We start from the raw sequence: 26,555 nt of genomic DNA on the forward strand, positions 1-26,555 counted from the left end.
ACACTTTCATTCTATTACTATAATGAAGATATGTTTTATTCTACCACTTTTTCAATAGGAGGTTAACTATTTAGGGGAGTTTTTAAAAAATTTTTTCTCCCTTATTTATTCGTAATTGAGAGCACTTTCTTTCCCATAGCTCACAAAACGACGTCAGCTATTAAAAGTTCGGGAAAACGTAGCGAAAATTTGAATTCTCTGCTTATTTATAATAAACTGTATCTATTCTACCAACAAATACAGGTGAGTTTATGAAAATGAATCAACTTCTTCAACAACTAGATGCAGCAAGCCCTGTTCTGCAGGCAAATTTTGGTATTGAGCGAGAGAGCTTGCGCGTTGACCTAGAGGGGCGCGTGGCCCAAACGCCTCATCCAGAGGTCTGTGGAGCTCGCTCCTACCATCCTTATATCCAGACGGATTTTAGTGAATTTCAGCTAGAATTGATCACCCCTGTTGCCAAATCAACCCAGGAAGCCAAACGTCTCTTGGGGGCTATTACAGATGTTGCCGGACGCTCCATCAATAGAAACGAGCACATGTGGCCCTTATCCATGCCCCCTCACATCACAGAAGCTGACATTCAAATTGCCCAATTAGAAGACGACTTTGAACGCCACTACCGCTCCTATCTGGCTGATAAATACGGCACCAAGCTCCAAGCCATCTCTGGGATCCACTACAATATCGAGCTGGGAGCGGATCTGGTCCAGGCTCTCTATCAGGTGAGTGACTATAGAGACAAAAAATCCTTTAAAAACGACCTCTATCTCAAGCTCGCCCAAAACTTCCTACGCTACCGCTGGCTCTTGACCTATCTCTATGGAGCTGCTCCACTAGCAGAGAAAGGATTTTACAAGGAAGCCCCTCAAGGGCCTGTTCGCTCCTATCGTAATAGCGACTACGGCTATGTGAATAAACCCAACATTCAAGTTTCTTACGCCAGTCTTGAAGCCTATATCACAGACATTGAGCGCTATGTCAAAGAGGGGGAACTTCTTGCGGAGAAAGAATTCTACTCTGCTGTGCGTTTTCGTGGCCAAAAACCCAACCGTCAGTTTTTAGATCAGGGCATTACTTATCTGGAATTGCGCTGTTTTGACCTCAATCCTTTTGAAGTGACTGGCATTGACCAAGCCACCATGGATACCGTCCATCTCCTACTCCTAGCCCTTGTCTGGATGGATCAGGCAGACAAGGAAGAAGTTGATGGACTCCTCCAAGAAGCTCACGAACTCAATAACCAGATTGCCCTAGCACATCCCCTAGATCCTCTACCTAATAAGGCAGATGCAGCGCCTGTTTTGGCAGCCATGGAAGCCGTGATTGCCCACTTTAGACTTGGACGCTCCTACCAAGACTTGCTAGACGATATCCGTCTAACCCTTACAGATCCTCACCGGACTCTTTCAGGGCAGTTACTCCCTCACATCGAGAACCACTCTCTGGCCAACTTTGGACGAGAAAAAGCAACCGAATACCAGAATTATGCTTGGACCGCTCCTTATGCTTTGAAAGGCTATGAAAATATGGAACTCTCCACCCAGATGTTGCTCTTTGATGTCATCCAACAAGGAGTTCACTTTGAGATCCTAGATGAGGAAGACCAGTTCTTAAAACTCTGGCACGACCAGCATGTCGAATATGTCAAAAACGGCAACATGACCTCTAAAGACAACTATGTCATCCCTCTTGCCATGGCCAATAAAACTGTAACCAAGAAAATCCTCCAAGCTGCCCACTTCCCCGTCCCTGCTGGAGAGGAATTTACTAGTCTAGAAGCTGGTCTCGCCTACTACCCTTTTATCAAGGACAAACAAATCGTGGTTAAACCCAAATCAACCAACTTTGGACTGGGCATCTCTATCTTCCAAGAACCAGCCAGTCTGGAATCCTATCAAAAGGCTCTGGAAATCGCCTTTGCTGAAGACAGTGCTGTATTAGTAGAAGAATTCATCGCAGGAACCGAGTACCGCTTCTTTGTCCTAGATGGCGTCTGTGAAGCTGTTTTGCTTCGGGTAGCCGCCAATGTCGTCGGGGATGGCATGCACACCGTCAGAGAGCTCGTCGCCCTCAAAAACGACAATCCGTTACGGGGTCGCGACCACCGCTCTCCGCTTGAAATCATTCAACTGGGAGACGTTGAACGACTCATGCTCAGTCAACAAGGCTACGAGCCTGATGATATCCTACCAGCAGGGATACAAGTCAATCTCAGACGCAACTCCAACATCTCAACTGGAGGCGACTCGATTGATGTAACCGAGACCATGCATCCTTCCTACAAGGAACTGGCTGCCCAGATGGCGAAAGCTATGGGGGCTTGGGCCTGCGGAGTGGATCTCATCATCCCAGATAATACGATACCATCTCGTCCAGATGCCCCTAACTGCACCTGTATCGAGCTGAACTTTAATCCTTCTATGTATATGCACACCTATTGCGCCCAAGGTCCTGGTCAATCCCTAACTCCCAAAATCTTGGCAAAACTCTTTCCTGAAATCGAGTAAAGATGTAGAAAATCGTAGCACTGATAGTGACTACGATTTTTTTTGAGTTGACTGTATCTTAGAATATCGTGAGGTTGAAGGCGAAACATTTTTTGTAACAGTATCAAAGGTCGGCTTCAATTCCGTGTGACATTCTTGCATGACTTCTTCTAAATGATTCCTATCTATCTATTCGGAAAAGCCATCATCAAAATCAGAATCTCTTTCACCTCACTCAAAAGTAGAAAAATCCCCTTAATCACGATCTTATCATTGGATAAATCAAGAAATTGCTTGTCTAAAACAAGACCCTCCGTTTCCGCCAGATAAATCTTAAAATAAGATGCTTCACGGTACATCTGGTAAACTCTTGCATTCACATAGACTTCATAGAAATACCTCCGATTGGATTTCTCACATTCGCGCATCGCATACATAGCGAGAACAGCCTCTTCTACCGCCAGAGAGATTTTTATATTGGTTAATACACTACTCTCAAAGTTTCCCCTTCCCTTTCGGTTTCAACTTGAACAAATTTTAGAAAAAATACTCCTCTCCAATCCATTCGCCAGCACCAATGTCTCCCTGCAGGAAAATCGGCTCCACTTTAAACGCCTCTCTTTTAGCGAGTTTAGACCCAGTCTTTTTCACATAATCTTGGCACTGGGGAGATTTTCGGTGAATTTAATAGGCTCCCCCATTCGCATAGGCTTCAAAAACAATGGATTCTGTAGGCGAGTTCTAACTTTCATATACATGCGAGGGGTCCGAGCTCACTTTTTTGAGAAATTATTAGATTAACGACACTGGCCCTCATGAAAAGTTGTTAAATCTGTACGAGTCGCTCTCAAACGAAAAGGATAGGTAACCAGCTTCATATCAAGCCTTATCTCCCACTAACCCTATTATATTTTGGCTGAAAATCTGCTCTTTCTCCGCCTGACTGAGGGGCAAACTTTCAATCGCCTGGCTAATCACTTCCCACGCTCCTGTCGGCGCAAGACCAAAGGGGACATGATCCAGATCAAAGAAATCTACTGCCAACTCTAGCGCCTTGGGATTCCCAAAAATAACTGTATCCACATAAAATTTTCGGAAATCTGATGTCTGCCATTCTAATAAGATGTGATCAATCCGCCTCGCAAAATAAAAAACATGGCACCCGCATGATGGACAATAATTTTGAGATCTGGAAATTTTTGACAATATCCTGCCTCGACAATCTGATACATGGCCTAAGTCGACTTATATTCCCAAGAAAAAACAATATTATTGTCAGGTTTTCGTTCATCAAAACAGGATGAAGTCGGACAGGTAATTGTAACGCAGCACATTTACCAAAAATCGGCTTAAATTTCTCATCCGCCAGTGATTTGCCTAGATGACGACTAAAAATCTGAACGCCAAGCAATTCTGGTATCTCTGCTACCGTATACACCATAGATAGACTCCCTTCTTCATCATCAAGAACCAGCATAGCAACGCCACCCACAAATAGGTCCGAATACTCCTGAACTGTCTGGATCAATTATTGATTAGCTTTCTTAGTCAATAGAAGAGCAGACAACTCTGATAAATAATCCTCAGGATTCAGATTGACATAAGAAATGATTTGCTTAATCCCTGCTAGCAGGTACTTACAGCGAAGAGCGAAATCCGAAAGGACAGAATTCTGAATAAAAGGCATCTTTTCAGGAAGTTCAGGATCCAACAAAAACATTCGCTTAGAAAACTCTGGCAGTAAAACATGGGCAAAAACATCGATTTTAGACATAACACTCTTCTTTCTTTTGAACACTTACGACCAGAGGCAATCCTTACAAACTATTGTCCCCTTCTCCATTGTACAAAAATTTAAACCAAGAGAAACATTTCACCAGACGTTCGAAAACAAGTTCTCTTTTTGCCCCTTCACTCCTTTTTATGCTAAAATAGTAGCTATGGATAAAATTATTAAAACAATCTCAGAAAGTGGCTCTTTTCGTGCCTATGTCCTCGACAGCACGGAAACCGTCCGCACTGCTCAAGAAAAACATCAAACCCAAGCCAGTTCAACTGTTGCACTTGGCCGTACCCTTATCGCTAGCCAAATTCTCGCAGCCAATGAAAAAGGAAATACCAAACTAACTGTTAAAGTTCTTGGAACGAGCTCTCTCGGTGCCATTATCACAGTCGCAGATACTAAGGGAAATGTCAAAGGCTATGTGCAAAATCCTGGCGTTGACATCAAAAAGACTGCAACGGGTGAAGTCCTAGTCGGTCCTTTTGTCGGCAATGGCCAATTTCTCGTTATCACAGACTACGGTACTGGAAATCCTTACAACTCCATGACTCCCCTCATCTCTGGAGAAATCGGTGAAGATTTGGCATACTACCTGACAGAAAGCCAACAAACCCCTTCAGCAGTCGGCCTCAATGTTCTTTTGGATAAAGACGACAAGGTCAAAGTTGCCGGAGGTTTCCTTCTCCAAGTATTGCCAGGGGCCAAGGAAGAAGAGATTGCTCGCTTTGAAAAACGCATCCAAGAAATGCCAGCTATCTCAAACCTTCTGGAAAGCGATGACCATATCGAAGCCCTTCTCAAGGCCATCTATGGTGACGAATCTTACAAACGTCTATCTGAAGAAGAAATTCGTTTCCAATGTGACTGCAGCAAAGACCGTTTTATGAACGCTCTTGCCAGCCTTCCAAGCTCAGACTTAGAGGAAATGAAGGAAGAAGACAAGGGAGCAGAAATCACTTGTCAATTCTGCCAAACCACTTACAATTTTGATGAAAAGGACCTGGAGGAACTCATTCGTGACAAATCTTAATACACCTTTTATGATTGGCAATGTTGAGATTCCCAATCGTACCGTTTTAGCGCCCATGGCTGGCGTGACCAACTCAGCCTTTCGGACCATCGCAAAAGAGCTCGGAGCTGGACTCGTTGTAATGGAAATGGTCTCTGACAAAGGAATCCAATACAACAACGAAAAAACCCTGCACATGCTTCATATCGACGAAGGTGAAAACCCCGTTTCTATCCAACTTTTTGGTAGCGACGAAGACAGCCTCGCACGCGCAGCAGAATTCATCCAAGAAAACACCAAGACTGATATCGTTGATATCAACATGGGCTGCCCGGTTAACAAAATCGTAAAAAATGAAGCTGGCGCTATGTGGCTCAAGGATCCAGATAAGATCTACTCTATTATCAACAAGGTCCAATCTGTCCTTGATATACCCCTCACTGTCAAGATGCGCACTGGCTGGTCAGATGCTTCACTCGCCGTGGAAAACGCCCTCGCAGCTGAGGCTGCTGGTGTCTCTGCTCTCGCCATGCATGGACGTACCCGTGAACAAATGTACACAGGCCACGCAGACCTTGAGACCCTTCACAAGGTCGCTCAAGCTCTGACCAAGATTCCATTTATCGCAAATGGTGACATCCGTACGGTCCAAGAAGCCAAACAGCGTATCGAAGAGGTCGGGGCTGACGCTGTCATGATTGGACGCGCAGCCATGGGAAATCCCTACCTCTTCAACCAGATCAACCATTACTTTGAAACAGGAGAAATTCTCCCTGATTTGACTTTTGAAGACAAGATGAAAATCGCCTACGAACATTTGAAACGCTTGATTAACCTCAAAGGAGAAAACGTAGCCGTTCGTGAATTCCGCGGCCTCGCTCCTCACTACCTCCGGGGAACATCTGGCGCTGCTAAACTCCGTGGAGCCATCTCCCAAGCCAGCACTCTAGCAGAGATTGAATCCCTCTTGCAATTAGACAAAGCATAATACACAAAAAACCGTAAACTCAAGCGAGTTACGGTTTTTTTAGATCCTAGGAAAACCTAGGTACTATTATTGATTCAAAGCAACACTGGAAACCTTGCCATCCGCACCTGTTGTAATTTGGATGATTTTTCCTCCACCGATTTTGGCATTATACTTACCATCATCAAGAGTGTAAGAGTAGCCTCTGATAGAATAGTTTTCTTTCTTTCCATCTGCAGTTTCTACTGTGAATTGGCCCCCTGATGAAACCGTAATAGTTTCACCATTCGCTCCCTTCCAGTTGCCCGCAGCAGCCGAGAAGTCACCATCGACCATGGTTAAAACACCCTTGTAGCGTTTGTTGTGTTCTGCTTGCTTGTCTTGAAGTTGGCGGTCAGTTGTTGGATCATAGCCTGACTGGTTAGACTGGGCTTGAGAACCTTGCTGAGTTGAAGGTGCCTGAGATGGGGCTTGTTGACTAGGAGCTGCTGGTTCTTGTCTTGATTCAGGTGCTGGTTTCGCTTGTGACTGATCTGCCGTTGTAGAAGACTGATCAGAAGATGCCTGAGCCTTTTCAGATGAAGCTGAGCTTGAAGATTTTTGTGTCTTGCTTTCTTTGCTAGAAGAAGCTGCTTTAGAACTTGATGATTGACTTGTCTTGGCAGAGCTGCTGGTTTGAGTGGTTTCGTTTTTATTTCCACAAGCTCCTAATAGCAAAGTAGAAGCCAATACAGTTGCTGCCATCAATTTGATATAGGTTTTCTTTTCCATCTTTCTACTCCTTTGTAACATTTTTGAAATGTTAAGAAATCTTTTTGTAATATAATTGTAACATTAGACCTTAAATCTGTCAACTATTTAGAGAAACTATTTTAAAAAATTTCTCTCTACTATTTCTATTCGTAATTGAAACAAAAAAATAGAAAATTTTTAAAATTAGAGTCCTATTTTTTACATCACCTTTGTGTAATCGCTTGCATTGTGTTAGACAAAGGAATATAATAACATTGAAATAGAATATAGGAGGTATGCTCTTATGCTAAATAAGTATTACAAGTATATTCCTTGGTTGATTTTGGGAGCTATTGGCTCTTATCAATCAGCCACTTACTATGCGCGAACTGCATTTGATGTGCTCTATCTGACTACAATCTTTATGATTGTTTACATCGCTTTGTTATTTTTACATGAGAACTATCTCAAGTATCGATACAAAGATTTCTTTACTCACATGTTGAGCGATCCTAAAAAAGATAGCCACCCCTAATACAGTCGCAACAGAAAGCTATCTCATGATGGTAGATAAAGAGGTCGGGAACTTTGTCCCGACCTCGCTTTTTATTTCAATCGATAGGTTTTTCTTGGTTTCTTTTTAGGCACTCGTTTGAGTCCGACTTCTTCTACATATTCGCCGTATTTTACAAGAAAGTTATTGCTAACGATTGGGCGACCGGGGTTGATGAGGTTGACCAGTTCGGTTCCTTCGTAGACGGTGAATTCCTCCTCCAACAGATAGAGGAAGGTCGGGTTCCAGTCGAGACGGCCTTGGATTCGTTTGATGGATTCTTGGATAATGGCATAATGGTCAAAGGCGAAGGCTTGCTCCTCCAGCTCAACTCCCTCTAAGAAGCATTTGCCTGTCTGAAAATTGACATCTACGAAAACCACATCCTTGGCATCGTCTCCTGCCTGAACGAGGTCTAGGGCACGACTAGGCAGGTACACCAAGTGAGCAATGGTCACTGTCCAGCCCCGTGGGTCACGCCCAGGGGTTGATACGGTCATTAATTGCTCGATTTTTTCCAAAGGTAGATCCAGATTGACTTCTTCTCTCACCTCGCGTTGACAGGCATGTGCAGCATCTTCTCCCTTATCCATAAAGCCTCCAACCAAAGCCAAACAGTTCTGATAGGGGTGAGCCTTGCGACGAATCAGCAAGAGCTTGATTTTTCCTTCGACAAAGCAGTAGGCTACCATATCCACTGTCACACTTGGTTTTTCATATTGAGGGAGTTCCTGCTTGTAGTACCAGTCTAAAAACTCCTCCTGACTGGCATGGATTTCATAATATTCTTTTTCCGTCATCCCGGCTGGAATCTTTATGTCTGCCATCTTATGCCTCCTTTCGAACTGCCTTAGTCCATTGGTACCAACCCACTAGACTATTAAGTGTGTAAACCCAGTACATCCCTTGAATGTGGATATTTTCGCCCCACCAGAGATAAATACTAAAGAGATTGGTTGCAATCCAGAAAATCCATTGCTCACGGTAGAGACGTGTCATCAAGAGCTGACCAACACCATTGGTCGCATCAGTAACACTATCACGGAAAGGGCGAGCGCTATTGATACTTTGGTAAGCCAAGCCCATACCAATCCAAATGATAGCAGTCAAGGTCAAGTACTTGAGCCAGTCAAGCACAGATAATTTCTTAGCTTCAAAGTGGGATTCTTCTGGTTTTCCTTGGTCATTGATACGATTGGACAACCAAGCATAGAGACCAATCGGCTGCATGACAAAGAAGTAAACAGTCGTCAAAACTTCTCCATAAAAAGTCGCATTCATGGCCAAAATCAAATAGATAGCCGAGTTAATGGCCCCAAAGAGATAATTGCTCGCACGACCTTCTGCTACCAAGATAACACAGACAATCCCAGTCCAAGATGCAAACAAGCTCAGCCAATCATGGCTTTCTGTATTTTGCGTGAACTCTAAGATCAAGGGAACACTTGACAGGGCGATGAGATACAACCACTGGAAAAGACTGCGACCGACAAAGAGATCTTTCCATAACAAGCGCATGATTCCTGCAAAACCGATCTTACGGGCTTCGGCATGGACATTTTTAAAATTTTCGATAAATTGTGTGATTTTTTCAGTTAGTTTTTTCATCATTTTCTCCTAATCTGCTTGGTAAATGGCATCAATAGCCACTTTTGCTGCTTCATAATTGCCTAAGTAATCCTCAGCCAGATAAACTAAAGGAATGGTCGTTAAATATCGCTCCCTCATCTGATCCAAATGCTGGGAAAAACTGTAGCGAATGTGGTCTTCTGCCATGGTCATATCTCTAAATCCATCATTGACATAGGAGCCGACAGGCTGCACAAAGAGAATCAAATCCCATTTTTCCTTGGCCAAGATAGAGGCAAAGAGATTGTCAAAGGTTTCTCCTGATAAGTCCCCTTGGTCCTCAGTCTCCATGTAATAGTCATAGTAGCCTTTGGTTACTAAGGAGTTTGTGTCAGCTATCACTAGGCCACGATTGGCATTGCTATCGATTAGCTTTGAGGTCTGGTCGTACTGTCCTAAAAGGAGATAGTAGTAATCCTTTGGAGTCAATTCATCATCGCGGACATTGTTTTTGATCTGGTACTCACGCGCGTATTCCAGACTGACAGGCGCATCGTAATACCTTGCCAAATCCTTGGCTAGAGTGGTCTTCCCATTACTGGCACTTCCCATGATCAAGACTTTCTTTGTGAACTGACGACGGAAGGGTTGAGCGATGTATTTCCAATATTTGCTTGGATTTTCTCGAATCATAGTCGCTGATATACCAAACTTTCTTTCTTGCAAGACAGTGCCAAATCCACGTTTAGCTAGTTCTTGCTGGTATTCTTCTTCTCCCACAAAGAAGGTCAAATCTTGCTGGGTTTCATCATAGGAAATCTCCGCTAACATCTGGTCCAACCACTCCTGCCAGCCCATAGGGTAACGGGGAAGGTTGGTCTCATCCAGCTTGCAGACAGAGGTCAACTCATCGTCACGAAAAGCCTCTCGGATATAGCGAAATCGTTTTTGAAGACTTAAACCTACCTGCTCACCTCGGTCTCCCTCGTAGCCTGAAACAACTACCCAGACCTGGTTACACTGACGCTTCGCTCGCTGAATCAGATCGATATGCCCTTGATGGAGAGGGGCAAAGGTTCCAAATACCACTGCTGTTTTCTTTTTCATAAACGTTTTACCTTTTTATAGTTTTTGATATTTTTATTTTCTATATTTTTATTATATACTATATTTTTGTTTTGTCAATAGTTTTTTATCATTTTTTATAAAAAAGTAGCAAAAAAAGAGAAGGCCATCTTTATACTGCCCCTCAAAAGTTGGACATAAAAACTCTAACTTTTGCGGTTCACTAGCCTTCTCTTTTTATATCTTAGATTCATCTCTATATGAAATGACTTATAATTGTTACATACCAACGATAGGTAACATCTTTAGAATCATCCACAGATAACCAATCAAATGCTAAATATCGAAAGTAGATATTTTTAAAAAACTGAATCATTATTTTCTTCTTTTCATCGCGATGAATGAAGTTCCAATCAAACCAAGGAGACCAAGGATCTCAAGAACTAGATTAGACGCCACTCCTGTAGATGGCAATTTCTTCTCAGTTGCTGATGTAGGATTTCCTTTTGCTACTGTTTCATTTTCAGTAGCCAATGGTTTATGATTAACTTCTTTATTCTGGAATTTTCCAGTTTGGCTCTCTCCTATCTGTGTTTGACTATCTTGGATAGAAGGTTTAGTCTGCTTAGGTGTAGTGACATTTTGATTCTTAGAAAGTGTCTTAATCGCAAATAAACTGAAGTGGTTCGTTTTAAAGACAACTTGCCCATTTTCAACTTTAGAAGGAATACGCTCAAGGTCGCCATTTTCCTTTACGTGATAGACGTGAACATCTGAGCCAGTCTGCCCAAGCGCGAGCCGAACAGTCCGTTCTCCATTGACATGAGTTTCCTTGCCTCCTTTAGAAAGAGATAAGTCAAACACACGAACTGTTCCCCCTCCTGTTTTACGAGCAATTTTATCAACCAACTCTTTCGTCGTTACTTCCTTGAGATGTAACTTATCAGCATCTGTAGGTTTATCAAATATTACTGAGACTTTCGTCTTGCCATCAGTTGAGGTAAATACTGCTTGTCCAACTTTATTTAACCCATCCGGTAACTTCGGTGCATCTGGAAGCTTAGGGACCTCTGGAGTCTTTGGTACATCCGGAACATGCGGTGCTTCCGGAATCTTTGGTGTGTCTGGGGCCTTAGGTGCATCTGGAGCTTTTGGTACATCTGGGGTCTTTGGTGCATCTGGAGTTTTTGGTGTATCCGGAACATGCGGTGCTTCTGGAACATGCGGTGTATCCGGAGCCTTTGGTGCATCTGGAGTTTTTGGTGTATCCGGAACATGCGGTGCTTCTGGAGCCTTTGGTGCATCTGGAGTTTTTGGTGTATCCGGAACATGCGGTGTTTCTGGAGCCTTTGGTACATCTGGAGTTTTTGGTGTATCCGGAACATGCGGTGTGTCTGGAGCCTTTGGTACATCTGGAGTTTTTGGTGTATCCGGAACATGCGGTGTGTCTGGAGCCTTTGGTGCATCTGGGGCTTCCTGTGAGTCTGATTCTAAGCCTTTTTGGAATTTCGTAACAGCATCGTCCATTTTTTCCAGTGTCTCATACACTAATTTGCCAATTTCCGGGATAGTACTTGCATTATCAATCTTAGAAAGAGCTTGTTTTTTGATTTCATCAAGTTCCTTAATAAGACTGACTATCTGATTGTGTTTTTGTTTATTTAAATGGCTACTTATTTCATCTAAAAGTTTACTCATATGCGTCGTTACAGCAAACTTAGCTTTTTCCTTCTCCTGATTGACTTCCGATTCTTGAGGTAAATCTGGGGTACTTGGAGCATCTGGAGCCTGAGGTGCGTCTGGGGCTTTAGGTAGCTCTGGAACCTTCGGTGTATCTGGAGTTTCTGGCGTATTTGTCTCTAGACCTTTTTGAAATTTAGCAACAGTAGCATCCATTTTTGAGAATGCATCATGTACTAAATTATCAATCTCTACTTCAGTCTTTGCATTGTCAATATCAAAAATAGTTTGTTGTTTAATCGCTTCAAGTTCCTTAAAAAGAGCAACAATTTTACTGTGATTTTTCTTCTGTAGATGTTGACGAACTCCATCTAAAACCTTACTCATATACTTCGATACAGCAATCTTGGCCTTTTCCTTATCCTGATCCATTTCTGAATTTTCCGGAATTGGTGCTGGCTGATCTTGTTCTACTTTTTTATCCAGATCATCTACAATCTGCTTAATTTTATTAAATGGTGTAAGGAAATATTTCTCAAAATAACCTTTCAAAGCATCATTTTCTAAACTTCCGTAATTATCTTCTTTCGTTCTCTTCATATCTGACTCAAATATCTTTTTAATTTCTGCATTATCAGGATATTTGTTCATATACTGAACCACTTTTCTAGTCAGCATCTCCATTTGTGCATGAAGTTGATAATTCATAAAATCAGATTTATATTTGTTAAAATAGTGCTCTGTGTAGTATTTTGAAGATGAATCACCAATAATCTTTTTAAAACTTGTTATGGCTTCCTGGATAGGCTCTTTTTGTGACTCCCAAATAGATTTTTGAATACCATACTCTGGATTTGATGGAATCTCTGGTTGCTCCATTAATTCTTTTATTGCTTTTTCTAACTTTTCCAGTTCTTGTTGAGCTGATTTAATCAACTCTTGTAATTGATTCTTGGCATTTGATTTTGGTTCTTGAGGAACCTTTTCTTCCGTTTTAGAATCTTTCTGCTCTGGTGTTTTAGGAACTTGTTTCTCCTCTTTCTTTTGCACTGTAATAGTGAATGTTTTTTCTACCACATTGCCAGAATCATCTTTAGCTTTTAGAGTCACTGTTTGACTTTCATTTAGCTTCAAATTCTTGATAGTGATTTCGGCAATCTTATGATTATCCGTGTTGATCTTATAATTTGTACTAATTCTATCTGATACAGACGGATTATATTTTGTTAAAAGATCACTGAAGTCCAACATCGTCTTCGAATCACTTTTAGCTGTGACTGTAAATTTCACGTCTTCACCTTCATATACAGTGATATTCTCTGGTGAAACTGTTAACTCAATCTTTTGTTGATTATTTTCATTAGCAGCTAAATCTCGTTTGACACGTTTTTTTGGTGTCACTTGCTCTGACGTTTTAAATTTTTTTCTAAAATCCTCCACAACTTGTTTCAACTTCGAATGAGCTTCCTCTTCTCGTTGCTTTAATTCTGGAAGATTTTTAGATTGATTAAGTTTTTCTTCGTACTCTCTTACGATTTCTTTAGATTTCGTAACCAAATCTTCTAAATTAGCTTCCGAATTATATTTTAATTCCTGCTCAACCTGCTCCAAGCTCTCATTCATAGCCTGATACAATTTCACATTCGTTTCTTTGATAAGAGGTTGTATTTCTTTGAGCTTTTGAGCGTTTTCTAAGAATTGATTTTTAACTTGTGTAGCTCGTTCATTGGTAGTTGCCTTATCTAGTTCTTCAAGAGATTTTTGAGCAAGATTCTGAAGACTAGTAGCGTAGTGTTCATCAACTTTCTGAGTATTTTCCTCACTACTCGTTTCTTTCTTCACATGCTCTTGAATTTCTTGATCCAGACCAGCTTTAGTTGAACTAAAGAGTTTACCTAGTTCTTCACGAACCTTTACTTCGGCATCTTCTTTTTTATCTGCTTGTTGAGCTTGTTTACGAATATCTTCGATTTTTTTCAGCATAGAATCTTTATCTTCATTTGTGATTCCCTTTTGCTCTGCCATTTTTTCAACTTGACTCTTTTGATGATTAAGCTCTTTGTCAATATTGCCTAGATCTACTTTCGTATCTGATTGCTTAGAAGTTTGTTCCTGTTTCTTTTGGATAAACTTTTTAAATCCATACTCTAAAGTCTGTAAATTGTCCGTATCTTCCTCATCATCAATACTAGCTAGCCAATCTTTCTTTTCGTTTTCTGATAATGGACTCTGATTAATTTGATTTTTGAGACGATTCTTTAATTCTTCTACCTTGGCTTTATTATCATTTGATTTAGACGAGTCTGTCTCCTTAGTCTTTTCTGCTGTAACTTTTTCAGTTGATTCTCTCTCCTCATCATTTTGAGAAGCAGTAATAGCTGTTTTCTCGATCGGTTCAACAGCTTCTTTAATGTTTATTGTAGGAATATCCATCTTTGTTGTCTCAAGTTCTGAGGATGATGACTTATTTCCATGATCTGTTTGAGCCATACTTGGATATGACTTAGCCGCAATCTCCGTAGTCTTAACACTATCATCCTTTACAAGCTCACTTGCATGAGCAACACTTCCCATAAAGAAGCTAGCTACTAGTACACTAGCTACCCCTACACTAAATTTACGAATGGAATAACGCATTCTTCGTTCATGATTTGATTTAAACATATCTATATCCTCCAATATTTTATTTATCTTCAGTATACCCTTCCAATATGAACTGCATATTAAATTTGGTATATTATTTTTAACCTTTCATTCTTCCATTTGGAATAATCACTTCCTGTAATAATTTTTCTTCCTCTGCTATTCTATGGTACAAAATAGTAGCATATACAGGAAAAATAAAGATGAATGTCACATAAGCATGACTCACCAGGGCCAAACCAACTAGTTCTGGTAGTATATTTAAAAAGTAATTAGGATGCTTTACAGTTCTAAAAAGGAAGTGATCTACATATTTGTGATTATTGACAAGCATAAGCTTTACTGTCCAAATATCTCCCAACAAGTGAATCACCAACATCAACATCAGCATAGAAAAAATAAGCAAGACTAAACCAACCATACTCATGCCATCGAAATTTGTCTTGTGCACCATTGCTTCAACGAAGCAAGAGAGATAAAAAACAATATGAGCCATCGTTAATCGTTTTGTATTCTCAACTCCAAATTCTTTCCCGCCATTGCTAAGGATTCGTTTTTCATTCTCCATCGAACGTTTTAAAAAAATCAATCGAACGAGGAAGGTTACTAAAATAATCGCTAATACCATACCAGTATCCTTTCTTTTTTCTATATTTAAAATAATATTCTCATGTTAAACCTATGTGAATTTTAACAAAAAAGAACGGAGAGATTTCCGTTCTTTTACTTTATACAACTAATCTACTTGCAAGCAAATTTTAAATTCCATTCCCTGTTCATAAGGGAGAAAACTATAGGACATTTGATAACTTTCTAGGATGTTATTCACGATATAGAGTCCCAAACCAGACCCTTCAGACTTATCTGTAACAACTTGAGAGTGGTAAAAAATATCAAACAAATGATTCAACTCTTCTTGATTAAGAGGTTGGCAGGTATTTTTGATAGAAAGATAGCCATCTTGCTCGGATAGGATTACGCGCCCATTTTTATCTGAATATTTAATTGCATTACTAATCAGGTTTGTCAAAACCTTATCCAATGCCTTGAGGCTCATGACGACCCTGGTAGCATCTGTCAATTGATTTTCAATTTCTATTCCTCTTGAGCGTGCTAATTCCTGATAGCGAGATAAAACATCCGTCAAAACAGTCTGGACTATCAAGGTCTCGCTACACTCTGTCCACTCTTGGAACTTAGAGGACTCCAAAACTTCTTCAAGCAAGTGGCTCATTTGATCAATTTGATCGATACTCTTTGCTATATACTTAGGGTGGTCTTTATAATCCCCAATATTGTACTGCATATTCTCTAGAATAATTCGAAGACTGGCTAAAGGGGTTTTCAACTCATGGGACGCTCCACGAACAAAAGAAACTTTCTGCTTTTGCAACCTGATAATCCGTTCATTTCTTCTCTCAGATTCATCAATGACTGCCAGCAAGTTTTCATACACATCATTGATTTGCTTTCCAACTTCCCCAACTTCATCCTTTCGCGTTTCATCAAAGCGAATATCATGGTCCAACTCCTGCATCTTACCTGTAACTTTTGAAATATAAAAGAGAGGCTCCAATAAACGTTTCGTATAGAAGTAGGAAAAGAGAAAAGCAAATACAAGCGTTGCTAGAAAGGTATAAGGGAGATAGAGAAGCATAATCCGTGTTGCCTCTTTATAAATATCCACACCTTGAATAAATTGAATGGTTACCTTTTTACCATCAGCTGTCGTAATCTGACGGTCAATAGTCACAATATAGTTAGTAATACTGCCTTCTTTTATTTCCAAGTCATGCACAAGGGAAATTCTCTTGTCCAGTACATCATCTTTCAAATGGGCAGAGATGCGAAGAGACTTCGAATAGGACTCCAGCAAGCTAGGCAGTTCATGAAAATTTTTACCTTCTAAGTACCTGCTCATAATAGTAGCACTCTCATTAAACTTCTCACCCTCTTGCTGAATGTAATAAAAAGGAAAGGTCAGATAGATGGCGATGTGGATGATCAAAGCAATTGCACCTAAAAGCGAAAAACTTCTTAAAAATGATTTGGTTAATAATTTAGGATTTTTTATCATAAGCTAATTTTATACCCTGCATTTTTCACTGTCACTATACAATCCAAATCTAGCTTTTTACGAAGATTTCGAATATAAACATCAACTACTCTATCAAGAGGCAAATCTGCAAAATCATTTGAGATAGACTCGAGTATCTGCTCTCTACTCAAGACCTGGTTCTTATGTTGGATCAAACATTTTAAAACCAACAATTCTTTCGGCTTAATTGCAACCTCCTCGTTCTTGACTCGAGCTTGGTAGGATGTGAAATCCACTGTCACATCTTGATAATGCCAGATATCCTCCACAACATAGTAACGCCTAAGCAAGGCTTGAATCCGTTTGACTAGGAGCACCAGTGAAAATGGTTTTGTCACATGATCATCAGCATAAAGGTCAAATACCTGCATCTGAGTTTCCTCATCTCCGAGTGCACTTAAGACGATTACAGGAATATCATGATTTCCATTAATTTCTTTTAACACCTCAAATCCACTCCGCTTCGGTAACATCAAATCCAAGACCATCAGATGAATCGGGAACTCATGAAATTTCTCCAAAGCCTCCTCCCCATCCTTTGCTAGAATAACATGATAGCCTTCTTCTCTCAAAAAAGCAGCTACCCCCTCTCTAATCATATCCTCATCATCTACAACTAAAATGTTCATCTATTTCCCTTCTTAACCTATCTAAAATTCACTCTTTTGCTAGGTTTACATTATTTTCATTTCATACGCAAAAAAAGAAACAGGGCTCTGTTGAAATGGTGGAAATTTCAGGAAACTCTGCTCTTTTTCATGCTGTACAAATCTTAATATCTATCTATTCTTATTATAACCGATATTTACATATTGTCAACTTGTTTCCTTTGATTTCATAAAAATAAATACAAAAAAAATCAGGATTGCTCCTGATTCTCCATTTTTAAGCAATATCAAATTTTAATTGACCCGCTTTGACACCAATCTTGAGAGTCTTACCTCCTACTAGTTCTCCCTTGAGGAGGAGTTCTGCCAACTTGTCTTCCACCTCTGTTTGCAGTGTTCTGCGAAGTGGACGGGCTCCCATTTCTGGATCATAACCTTGGCTTGCCAGTAACTTCAACGCTGAAGCTTGCAGTTTCAAGTCGATGCCTTTCTCTGCTAGGCTAGCAATCAATGGTTTAACCATAATCTTCACCACTTCCTGCATATGGTCGCTAGACAGGCTATGGAAGACCACCTTTTCATCAATACGGTTGATAAACTCTGGTCGATAAGCTTTTTTCAACTCTTCAAAGATGCGTTTTTCCATATTTTCCTGGTCAAAACGAATGTCCTTGGTCCCAAAACCGACTGTCTTGTCATCACGAAGGGCTGTTGCACCAAGGTTTGACGTCATGATGATAATGGTATTTGAAAAGTCAACCTTGCGCCCCTTGCTATCTGTCAAGACACCATCATCCAAGACTTGCAAGAGGACATTAAAGATATCTGGGTGGGCCTTTTCTACCTCGTCAAAGAGGAGAACGGAGTATGGCTTGTTACGAACTTTCTCGGTCAACTCTCCACCTTCTTCGTAACCCACATAGCCCGGAGGAGCTCCATTGAGACGGCTAGCCGCAAATTTCTCCATATACTCACTCATATCAAAGCGGATAAGGGCTGATTCGTCATCAAAGAGGACTTCTGCCAGAGCCTTCGCCAATTCTGTCTTACCGACACCCGTTGGTCCTAGGAACATAAAGGAACCAATCGGACGCTTGTGACTGCGAATACCTGACTGGTTGCGACGAATGGCACGGCTAATGCTTGAAACAGCTTGATCTTGACCGATGACACGTTTGTGCAACTCCGCTTCCAAGTTCAGGTATTTCTTAGCATCTGTTTGTGTCAATTTTTGGACTGGGATCCCTGACAAGCGACTCAAGGTAGTCAGGATTTCAGTCTCTGTTACCAAGTCCTTATAGACTGGGACTTCCTGCTCTTTTGCGATTAACTGGGCAGCTTGTTTCCACTTGCCATCCATCAAAGCCTTGTCAGCTGGACTCAATCCGGATTCGTCTGCTTTCATATGCTTGGATTTGTTTTGCACTGTTGCCGCTGCTTCATCCAAGAGGTCGATGGCAGAGTCTGGTAAGTGACGACTAGTCAAGTAACGATGCGCCATCTTGACAGCTGTTTCGACCGCTTCATCTGTGATTTGCACACGGTGGTGTTTCTCATAGGTAGCCTTCAACCCATGCAAAATGGTCATGCTGTCTGCTGCACTTGGCTCTTCAATCGTCACTTTTGCAAAACGACGAGAAAGGGCAGCATCTTTTTCGATGTGTTTTTGGTATTCTTCCTGAGTGGTTGCACCAACCGTTCTCAGAGTTCCACGCGCCAAGGCTGGCTTCAAGATATTGGCTGCATCCAGAGTCGAGTCAATACCACTACCAGAACCCATAATGGTGTGGAGTTCATCGATAAAGAGGATCACTTTGCCATCTTCCTCAATATCCTTGATGATATTATTCATGCGCTCTTCAAAGTCACCACGAAAACGTGTCCCCGCAACGACATTCATCAAATCCAGCTCTAACACGCGCATCTTAGCCATTTCTGCAGGCACGTCCCCACTAGCAATACGCTGGGCAAGACCAAGCGCTAGAGCTGTTTTCCCGACACCAGCATCTCCAACCAAGACAGGATTGTTCTTGGTCTTCCGACTCAAAATCTGAATCATACGTGAGATTTCCTTGTCTCGACCGATAACTGGCTCTAACTTGCCAGAACGCGCTTGTTCCGTCAGGTCATGCGTGTAGTCCTCTAGACCACCACTTTGAGCTTGAGGCATGCCCATCATATTGGCCATGGAATTTTGCTTGTCAGTTACTGTGCGATGACGTTGACGCAAAGCCTTGAGATCTTCTCTAGTCCAGCCAGCACGTTCTTCTAGATTGCGACGAAGAGCAGCAATTCTGACCTGATCTTTCTGGTCTTCATAAGAAAAGCCTGCTCTCTCCAAGATGCGAGTTGCCAAGGCATTGCCATCATGCAAAATCGCATAGAGGACATGCTCTGTCCCTAGCAGCTTTGCGTGGACCACTGAGGCCACATACTCTGCTTCTGCAAAGAGAACCTCCAAACGATGGGAAAAGGGCAATTCCGTAAAGGTTTCGTCTTGGCTATAGTCCGTTTCAGTCAGTTCCAACGCGACCTCTTCTAAACGATCCATTTCATAAGGATAATCATTTAGAGTCGCCCCTGCCACACTGTAACTGTGATTGGACATGGCAATCAACAAGTGCCAAGACTCTAGGTAACGAGCTCCAAAATGGCTCGCAACCATGTAGGCACTCTCGATACATTCATTCAATGCTTTTGAATAGTTCATCTTACTTCTCTTTTCTATCTACCTCTTGTAATAGCTGTCGGAGCATATTGGCACGGACAACTGAAGATTCTTCCCCTAGGACACGATCCGTTGCTACAGAAGTCAGCAAGGTCATCTCTTGCTTGGTCATCAAGTCCTGCTCCACCAAAAGCTGGAGAATATCCTCATAAATCTCCTGACTAACTCGCTCACCAATCGAGTAAAGCAAATCGCGGAGCATCTCATGATGATTGGAAAACTCAATCCGTCCGATGCGAATGTAGCCTCCGCCACCACGCTTGCTCTCAACCAAGTATCCTCTGCTTTCAGTAAAACGTGTCTTGATGACATAGTTGATCTGACTTGGCACAACCTGAAAGGTATCTGCCAACTGGCTCCGTTGCAATTCCACGATACCAGACTGGTCTAAAATCGCCTTGATATAGGCTTCGATATGATCTGATGTATTTTTAAATCTCATAGTAAATCAAACTCCTTCTTTGAACCTTGACTATCTTTGACTATTATACCGAAATTTTTGATTTTTTTAAAGGAAAAGGGAGCAAGTAAAGGATAATCTTCACCAACTCCCTATTTTTCTACTTATCTAATCCCAATTCTGCTAAGATTTGACGTTTGTAGGCAATCTTTTGGACTTCCTTGTCCTCGTCTTCAGACCAATCTAGTTTAATTTCTGAGACAATTTTCCCAGGACGATTTTTCAAGATATAGATGCGGTCACTGAGATTGAGGGCCTCTTCAATACTATGCGTGATGATCAAGGTCGTCAGCTGTAGCTGTTTGTGAATCTCCAGATACCAAGCATGGAGTTCCATCTTGGTCATCTCATCCAAGGCGCTAAAGGCCTCATCCAAGAGAAAGAGCTTGTGCCCAAAAAGATAGGTACGAAGCAAGGCCACACGCTGACGCATCCCCCCACTAAGTTCATGGGGATACTTGTCCCGTACCGCCGTCAACTGAAAGGTTGCAAGAATTTCATCCGCGCGGGCAATGGCTTCCGCCTTATCCACTTTTTGAATCAAGAGGGGCAAAATGATATTACCAAGAACGGTCTTGTGCTCCAAGAGAAGATCCTTTTGCAACATATAACTCACGCGCCCCTTAGGATTTTCCTCGCCGTCAAGGACAATTCGCCCAGACTGGACTTCTAAAATCCCAGCGATTAAGTTAAAGAGAGTGGTCTTTCCAACACCACTTGGACCTAGGATAGAAACCACTTCACCCGAAGTCACCTGCAGGTTGATGTCCTCTAAAATCTTTTCATCGCCATAGGCATAACTTACATGTTCAAGTCTAATTTCTGTCATTATTTTACAAATTCGTTAGTGAAGCCTTTGTCTGTCAAGTCTTCTTTAAGGATACCATTTTCTTTGTCCCATTTGTAGAAGGCATTCCAGCGGTCAGCGTCAAATTGTCCCCATTTTTCCTTGTCGCTTGTGTATTCTTTTGACAAGTATTTTTGAGATTCGATGACAAAGTCACGTTTTTCCTTGAGTTCAGGTGCATTCTTGATGAGGATATCTGCTGCTTCTTCTGGATGTTCCATGGCATATTGGTAGCCTTTTTTGATAGCTTGGATAACTTTGCGAGCTTCTTCCTTGTTGTCTTTTAGATAGTCGTTGTTAGCGATGATAACGGGTGAGTAGTAGTCAAACTCTTTGACATAGTCTTTCAAGTACATGAAGTTAGCGTCTACGCCCTGAGATTTGGCAAGGATACCGTCCCAACCGTAGTAGATCCAAGCAGTATCAAAGACGTCATTAGCAATCGGTGTAATTGAGTTTGAGTCGTTGTTTGGTACTTTTTCGACCTTCTCAAAGTCTCCACCTTGTGATTCTACCAAGGTTTTCAACATAGCAAGCTCCGTTGGGTCATTCCAAGTTCCGTATTTCTTACCAACCAAGTCCTTTGGACTGGTGACATTGTCAGATTTACGAGAAATGATTCCTGATGTATTGTGCTCAACGATAGCGGCAACGGCAGTAATTCCTGCCCCTTTTTCCAATTTCTTAGCCATGTAGTCTTGGAAATACACTGCAAATGGTGCCTTGCCATTGATCACCAAGTCAGATGAGCTTTCTTCTGGTGGCAATTTCAAATCAACATCCACTCCAGCTTCTTTGAAATAACCTTTTTCTTTTGCGACATAAAGCCCCGTGTGGTTAGTATTTGGCGTCCAGTCTAGGATAAAGTCAATTTTCTTGAGTTCTGCTTCTTTGTTGTCCTTAGAAGCAGTCCCTTGGCCACAAGCCACCAACACGACAGCTACAAAAGCTGTCACAAGCGTTAAAAACACTTTCCATGTTTTCTTCATTTTCATTTCCTCTTTTCTTTTTCTAAAACATCCTTATCTTAGGGACGTTTCCATTTAATCACATATTTTTCGCTAATATCGACCAATTTCATACCGAGAAGGCTGATAATCGATACCAGAATAATAATGGCAAACATGGTATCATACTGAAACAGTTTCTTGGACTGAATCATGTAGACACCTAGTCCTTCAAAGCCTCCCAACCACTCAGATACCACTGTTGTGATAAAGGCGTAAGAGACACTGACTCTCAGACCTGCATAAAAATAAGGCAGGCTAACCGGAATTTTAAAATGCCACAGGATTTGCCAAGGTTTAGCTCGCATCAGACTAAACAAGGTCAGCATATCCTTGTCACAATGCCTAAAACCGTCCAAAATACTGACGATAATAGGAAAGGTTGTCGTCAAGATAATCAAGACAATCTTGGGTAAAATCCCATAACCTAGCCACAAGACCAAGATAGGAGCTATGGCAATGGTCGGAATGGTCTGAACAACCACCATCATAGGGTAAATCAAATCATTGAGCCAAGTTAAACTGTCCATAAGTACAGCCATGAGACAGGCAATCAAGACTCCCAAGACCAGCCCCAGTAAAGCTACTCTCAAGGTGGCCCAGCTATGGTGCCAGAGAAATTCTCTGTCACGAGCAAAGGCCTGGAGAATTTCAAAGGGAGTTGGTAGGATAAACTTGGGGAGAAGTTTAAGCAAACCTGCTAGCTGCCAGATTGACAAGACTCCAAGAAAGCCTAAAAGACTAATCTGTCGTCTCATCATACTTTTCAAGTTTCTCATCAATGCTTAAAATTTCTCCTACATTTATTTTGACATTGGCAAAGACATTATCCGCCTCCTGCCCTGCCACTTCTAACGCTTCTTTGAGAATGCGCATAAGCTCATCAAACTCCCCTTCCAGGACCGTTTCAAAGGGGGTCACCACCATAGTCACAGATTGAGCTTGCAGATAAGCAATCACCTGATCGATAATAGCGATCCGGTCAATCCCTTGTGACAAGGGCAAGACTTGCAAGGCAATGCTCGCTTTCATAAAAACCTCCTTTTCTCAGACTTCCTTTTGACAAAAAGAAAACCTTTCCCATATATACGGAAAAGGTGCAGAATTCGGCCAAGTATCCTTCCCTACGCTGGCATTACCCAGATCAGGTGCGGTCGAAGTTTAACACTTCCTCTCAGACTGTACACAGACTCCCGTATCTTATATGGATATATGATAACGCAAAAGCAAGGATAAGTCAAGGAAACTGCTTACAGAAAAATATGAAAAAGAGTTTGAAGGCAGGTACTTCAAACTCTATCATAGCTTTCTTATTTGGCCTCATACCAAGTTGCACCTTCATTCTCATCTGCGATGAGGGGAACACTGAGTTGGATGGCTTCTTCCATGGTTTGTTTCACCAGTACTTTGACGGCTGCTAGTTCAGATTTCGGAACCTCGAGGACGATTTCATCGTGCACTTGCAACAGCATCTTGGTCTGATAGCCACCTTCAACCAAGGCCTTGTCTAGCTGAATCATAGCAATCTTAAGAATATCTGCTGCCGAACCCTGGATAGGAGAGTTGATGGCAGTCCGCTCCGCAAAACCACGAATGTTAAAGTTGCGCGAATTAATATCTGGCAACTCACGACGACGCTTGAAGAGAGTCTCTACATAGCCCTTATCACGCGCCTCACGCACCACTTCATCCATGTAGTTTTTAATACCTGGGAAGCGTTCAAAGTAAGTGGCAATGTAGGCTTTGGCCTCCTTACGGCTGATACCCAGATTATTAGACAAACCAAAATCTGAAATCCCGTAAACCACTCCGAAGTTAACCGCCTTGGCATTACGACGGTCGTTTGGAGTCACATCTTCAGGGCGTTCAATTCCAAAGACCCGCATGGCCGTCGAGGTATGGATATCTGCTCCCTCTTGAAAGGCCTTAATCAGATGCTCATCCTTAGAAATATGAGCCAAAACGCGCAATTCAATCTGTGAATAGTCCGAGCTGAGCAGCACGCTATCCTCCCACTCAGGGACAAAAGCCTTACGAATGAGACGGCCTTGTTCCAAGCGAACAGGGATATTTTGCAAGTTTGGATCCACACTAGACAAACGCCCAGTCTGAGTCAAATCCTGCACATAGCGCGTGTGGATCTTGCCATCCGCTAAAATCCAGTCCTGCAAACCAATCACATAGGTAGATTGGATCTTAGCAATCTGACGGTAATCGAGGATTTTCCTGACAATCGGTGCAATAGGAGCCAGACGCTCCAGCACATCCACGGCTGTCGAGTAACCAGTCTTGGTTTTCTTGGTATATTCCAGAGGAAGACCCAGTTTTTCAAAAAGGAGGACGCCCAACTGCTTAGGCGAGTTGATATTAAACTCCTCACCAGCCAGTTCGTAAATCTCTTGAGTGAGTTGCTCAATGACGACCTCATTTTCAGCCTGCATCTCAAGTAGGGTTTCTTTTTTGACCTTGATCCCAGCAATTTCCATCTTAGCAAGGACAAAAGCCAGAGGTTGCTCCATGTCATAGAGGAGATCTAACTGCCCATGTTCACTGAGTTTTTCAAGCAAAACAAGCTCAGTCTCAACCAATACTGCAACCTTGCGAGCTAGGTGTTCCAAGAATTTTTCCCGTTCAGGAATGGCCTTCTTGACACCCTTACCATAGAAAGTCTCATCATCGACCAAGTAAGTCTGGCCATAGAGACTCGCAATGGTTGAGATCTCATTGTTCTCGACTGTTGAGAGTAAGTATTTGGCCAAGCGACTATCAAAAGCAGGGGCCTGCAGGTTCAAGTCCAAACGATTTAAAAGAACTTTAGCTTTCTTAAAGTCATACACTTTCAGAGGTGTTTTTTCTAAAAATTCCTTGAGAATCGGCTCCTGCAAGAGCTCAAGTTTATCTGTGGCGTAAAGTTTATCCCCACAGGACCAGGCAAAACCAACCAAATCATCTGTATGGTAATTCTCACCAAAAAGCTCAAAGTGGAAGATAGAGTCGGCACTCAGCATGTCTTGACTGACGTGGTCAACAATAGTGAAATCCAAGCTCTCAGGTGCATCCGTTGACGAAATATTTAAAGCTTGTTTGAGTTGTTTGAAGCCCATCTCATCGTAGAATTTCCCGAGATTTTCCACATCTGGGCCATTATAGACCAAATCATCAAGGCCAATCTCAATTGGTGCCTGAGTCTCAATGGTTGCTAGCGTTTTCGACAAAAAGGCCTGTTCCTTGTCATTGATGAGATTTTCCTTCATCTTAGAAGCCTTCATCCTGTAGATATTTTCATAAATACCCTCGAGCGAACCGTGTTCTAGCAAGAGCTTGATACCCGTCTTTTCACCAATTTTTGTGACACCAGGAATATTATCAGACTTATCCCCCATGAGGGCCTTAAGATCAATGAACTGAGCTGGTGTGAGGCCCATCTTTTCCATGAGATAGTCTGGCGTAAAGGCCTCAAACTCAGCCACACCTTTCTTGGAAATCTCAACCACCGTATGCTCATCCGTCAACTGGATCAAATCCTTATCTCCACTAACGATTGTCACATCAAAAGAATCCTTCTCAGCCAAACGACCTAGGGTCCCGATGATATCATCGGCTTCATACTGGGGCAGTTCATAATGGCGAATCCCAAGATGGTCTAACAACTCACGAATGAAGGGAAATTGCTCACGAAACTCATCTGGAGTTTTAGCACGGCCACCCTTGTAGTCTGCATACATCTCTGTTCGGAAAGTCGTCTTCCCAGCATCAAAAGCTACCAAAACATGGCTGGGTTCAACTCGCTCCAAAACATGATTCAACATGAGTTGAAAGCCGTAAATTGCATTGGTATGAAGGCCATTAGCATTTTTAAAACGATCCAACTGCTGATAGAGCGCAAAAAAAGCTCGAAAAGCAACTGAAGATCCATCAATTAATAATAATTTTTTCTTGTCCATACACCCATTATAAAGGAAAGCAAGGAAAAATACCATCGGAAAGAGCTGAAAAACTTGGACTTTCCCTATTTCACCATAAAAAAGAAAAGGACTATTCAAATCCTTTTCTTTTATTGATTTTATGCGATTTATTTGTTTAATTTTCTCTTTGCAAATGGAAGTAATCCAAGAACAAGACCCATCAATCCTAATGAAGCAAGAGTTGTATTCTCTTTTCCACCAGTATTTGGAAGTTCTTTCTTTTCTTCTTCCTTGGCTGCTGGTGCCTTATAAGTGTTGTCTTGAACCGTTCCAGCAGTTGGTTTGTATTCTGTCACTTCTTGTACAAGTGGTTCCTGATCATTGACTCCACCGTTAAACTCTGGTAACTCTG

At 41.8% G+C, this 26,555-nt stretch carries 21 protein-coding genes, 1 pseudogene and 1 riboswitch; of the genes and pseudogenes, 4 read left to right on the top strand and 18 right to left on the bottom strand.

Going from position 1 to position 26,555, the window contains the following annotated elements:
- The first annotated feature begins 251 nt into the window (after positions 1–251).
- Positions 252–2,510, top strand: a complete 2,259-nt coding sequence (gene gshAB / locus SORDD15_RS08345) for a bifunctional glutamate--cysteine ligase GshA/glutathione synthetase GshB (protein ID WP_061416281.1) — start codon at positions 252–254, stop codon at positions 2,508–2,510.
- A 164-nt stretch (positions 2,511–2,674) separates the two neighbouring features.
- Here gshAB and SORDD15_RS10220 read toward each other — a convergent pair whose 3' ends face one another.
- Positions 2,675–2,926, bottom strand: coding sequence for a hypothetical protein (locus SORDD15_RS10220; RefSeq protein ID WP_155718786.1), 252 nt, complete (start codon positions 2,924–2,926; stop codon positions 2,675–2,677).
- A gap of 442 nt (positions 2,927–3,368) precedes the next feature.
- Positions 3,369–4,263, bottom strand: a pseudogene (locus tag SORDD15_RS08350) (amidohydrolase family protein).
- Positions 4,264–4,429: 166 nt separating this feature from the next.
- Here SORDD15_RS08350 and hslO point away from each other — a divergent pair.
- Positions 4,430–5,302 (top strand): Hsp33 family molecular chaperone HslO, encoded by an 873-nt coding sequence (gene hslO / locus SORDD15_RS08355; RefSeq protein WP_061416283.1) that lies wholly within the window; start codon positions 4,430–4,432, stop codon positions 5,300–5,302.
- Positions 5,289–6,269 (top strand): tRNA dihydrouridine synthase DusB, encoded by a 981-nt coding sequence (gene dusB, locus SORDD15_RS08360; RefSeq protein WP_061416286.1) that lies wholly within the window; start codon positions 5,289–5,291, stop codon positions 6,267–6,269. The genes hslO and dusB overlap by 14 nt, the downstream gene beginning before the upstream one ends.
- Before the next feature lie 66 nt (positions 6,270–6,335).
- Here the strand turns inward: dusB and SORDD15_RS08365 are convergent, their stop codons facing one another.
- Positions 6,336–7,019 carry a hypothetical protein gene (locus SORDD15_RS08365; protein WP_061416288.1) on the bottom strand — a complete coding sequence of 228 codons (684 nt, stop codon included), beginning with the start codon at positions 7,017–7,019 and terminating at the stop codon, positions 6,336–6,338.
- A 265-nt stretch (positions 7,020–7,284) separates the two neighbouring features.
- Between SORDD15_RS08365 and SORDD15_RS08370 the strand changes: the two genes are divergently transcribed.
- On the top strand, positions 7,285–7,515 hold the full coding sequence (locus SORDD15_RS08370; protein ID WP_061416290.1) for a hypothetical protein: 231 nt from the start codon (positions 7,285–7,287) through the stop codon (positions 7,513–7,515).
- 71 nt (positions 7,516–7,586) lie between these two features.
- On the opposite strand, the gene SORDD15_RS08375 is transcribed toward SORDD15_RS08370, so the two are convergent.
- The 15 genes from SORDD15_RS08375 to SORDD15_RS08445 all read right to left on the bottom strand — a co-directional run.
- Positions 7,587–8,360, bottom strand: a complete 774-nt coding sequence (locus SORDD15_RS08375; RefSeq protein ID WP_061416292.1) for an NUDIX domain-containing protein — start codon at positions 8,358–8,360, stop codon at positions 7,587–7,589.
- A gap of 1 nt (position 8,361) precedes the next feature.
- Positions 8,362–9,141 (bottom strand): nicotinamide riboside transporter PnuC, encoded by a 780-nt coding sequence (pnuC, locus tag SORDD15_RS08380; protein ID WP_061416294.1) that lies wholly within the window; start codon positions 9,139–9,141, stop codon positions 8,362–8,364.
- A 9-nt stretch (positions 9,142–9,150) separates the two neighbouring features.
- Entirely contained in the window at positions 9,151–10,209 is a 1,059-nt protein-coding gene (locus tag SORDD15_RS08385) for an AAA family ATPase (protein WP_061416296.1), read from the bottom strand.
- Between the two features lie 333 nt (positions 10,210–10,542).
- The gene (bac, locus tag SORDD15_RS08390; protein ID WP_061416298.1) at positions 10,543–14,511 is read right to left on the bottom strand and encodes an IgA Fc-binding protein BAC; all 3,969 of its coding nucleotides are present in this window, start codon (positions 14,509–14,511) and stop codon (positions 10,543–10,545) included.
- A gap of 79 nt (positions 14,512–14,590) precedes the next feature.
- Positions 14,591–15,118, bottom strand: a complete 528-nt coding sequence (locus SORDD15_RS08395) for an isoprenylcysteine carboxyl methyltransferase family protein (RefSeq protein WP_061416300.1) — start codon at positions 15,116–15,118, stop codon at positions 14,591–14,593.
- A gap of 108 nt (positions 15,119–15,226) precedes the next feature.
- Positions 15,227–16,567: a sensor histidine kinase BgrS gene (gene bgrS / locus SORDD15_RS08400; protein WP_061416302.1), complete on the bottom strand. Its 1,341-nt coding sequence runs from the start codon at positions 16,565–16,567 to the stop codon at positions 15,227–15,229.
- Positions 16,564–17,217 (bottom strand): response regulator transcription factor BgrR, encoded by a 654-nt coding sequence (gene bgrR / locus SORDD15_RS08405; RefSeq protein WP_061416304.1) that lies wholly within the window; start codon positions 17,215–17,217, stop codon positions 16,564–16,566. The genes bgrS and bgrR overlap by 4 nt, the downstream gene beginning before the upstream one ends.
- 256 nt (positions 17,218–17,473) lie before the next feature.
- Entirely contained in the window at positions 17,474–19,906 is a 2,433-nt protein-coding gene (locus tag SORDD15_RS08410; protein WP_061416306.1) for an ATP-dependent Clp protease ATP-binding subunit, read from the bottom strand.
- 1 nt (position 19,907) lies between these two features.
- Positions 19,908–20,366, bottom strand: a complete 459-nt coding sequence (locus SORDD15_RS08415) for a CtsR family transcriptional regulator (RefSeq protein ID WP_001211258.1) — start codon at positions 20,364–20,366, stop codon at positions 19,908–19,910.
- Positions 20,367–20,484: 118 nt separating this feature from the next.
- Positions 20,485–21,213, bottom strand: coding sequence for an ABC transporter ATP-binding protein (locus tag SORDD15_RS08420; protein ID WP_061416308.1), 729 nt, complete (start codon positions 21,211–21,213; stop codon positions 20,485–20,487).
- Entirely contained in the window at positions 21,213–22,220 is a 1,008-nt protein-coding gene (locus SORDD15_RS08425; protein WP_061416310.1) for an ABC transporter substrate-binding protein, read from the bottom strand. The genes SORDD15_RS08420 and SORDD15_RS08425 overlap by 1 nt, the downstream gene beginning before the upstream one ends.
- A 38-nt stretch (positions 22,221–22,258) precedes the next feature.
- Complete coding sequence (locus tag SORDD15_RS08430) at positions 22,259–23,017, bottom strand: ABC transporter permease (RefSeq protein ID WP_061416311.1); 759 nt, start codon at positions 23,015–23,017, stop codon at positions 22,259–22,261.
- Positions 22,980–23,270 (bottom strand): thiamine-binding protein, encoded by a 291-nt coding sequence (locus tag SORDD15_RS08435; protein ID WP_000647673.1) that lies wholly within the window; start codon positions 23,268–23,270, stop codon positions 22,980–22,982. Before SORDD15_RS08435 ends, SORDD15_RS08430 begins: the two co-directional genes overlap by 38 nt.
- Before the next feature lie 72 nt (positions 23,271–23,342).
- Positions 23,343–23,445: riboswitch (TPP riboswitch) on the bottom strand.
- Between the two features lie 103 nt (positions 23,446–23,548).
- Positions 23,549–26,182 (bottom strand): DNA polymerase I, encoded by a 2,634-nt coding sequence (gene polA, locus SORDD15_RS08440; protein WP_061416444.1) that lies wholly within the window; start codon positions 26,180–26,182, stop codon positions 23,549–23,551.
- A gap of 128 nt (positions 26,183–26,310) precedes the next feature.
- Positions 26,311–26,555: SIALI-17 repeat-containing surface protein (locus SORDD15_RS08445; RefSeq protein ID WP_128973562.1), on the bottom strand; the 245-nt coding region annotated here is incomplete at its 5' end.

It is taken from the genome of Streptococcus oralis, assembly GCF_001578935.1.
Taxonomy (GTDB): Bacteria; Bacillota; Bacilli; order Lactobacillales; family Streptococcaceae; genus Streptococcus; species Streptococcus oralis_R.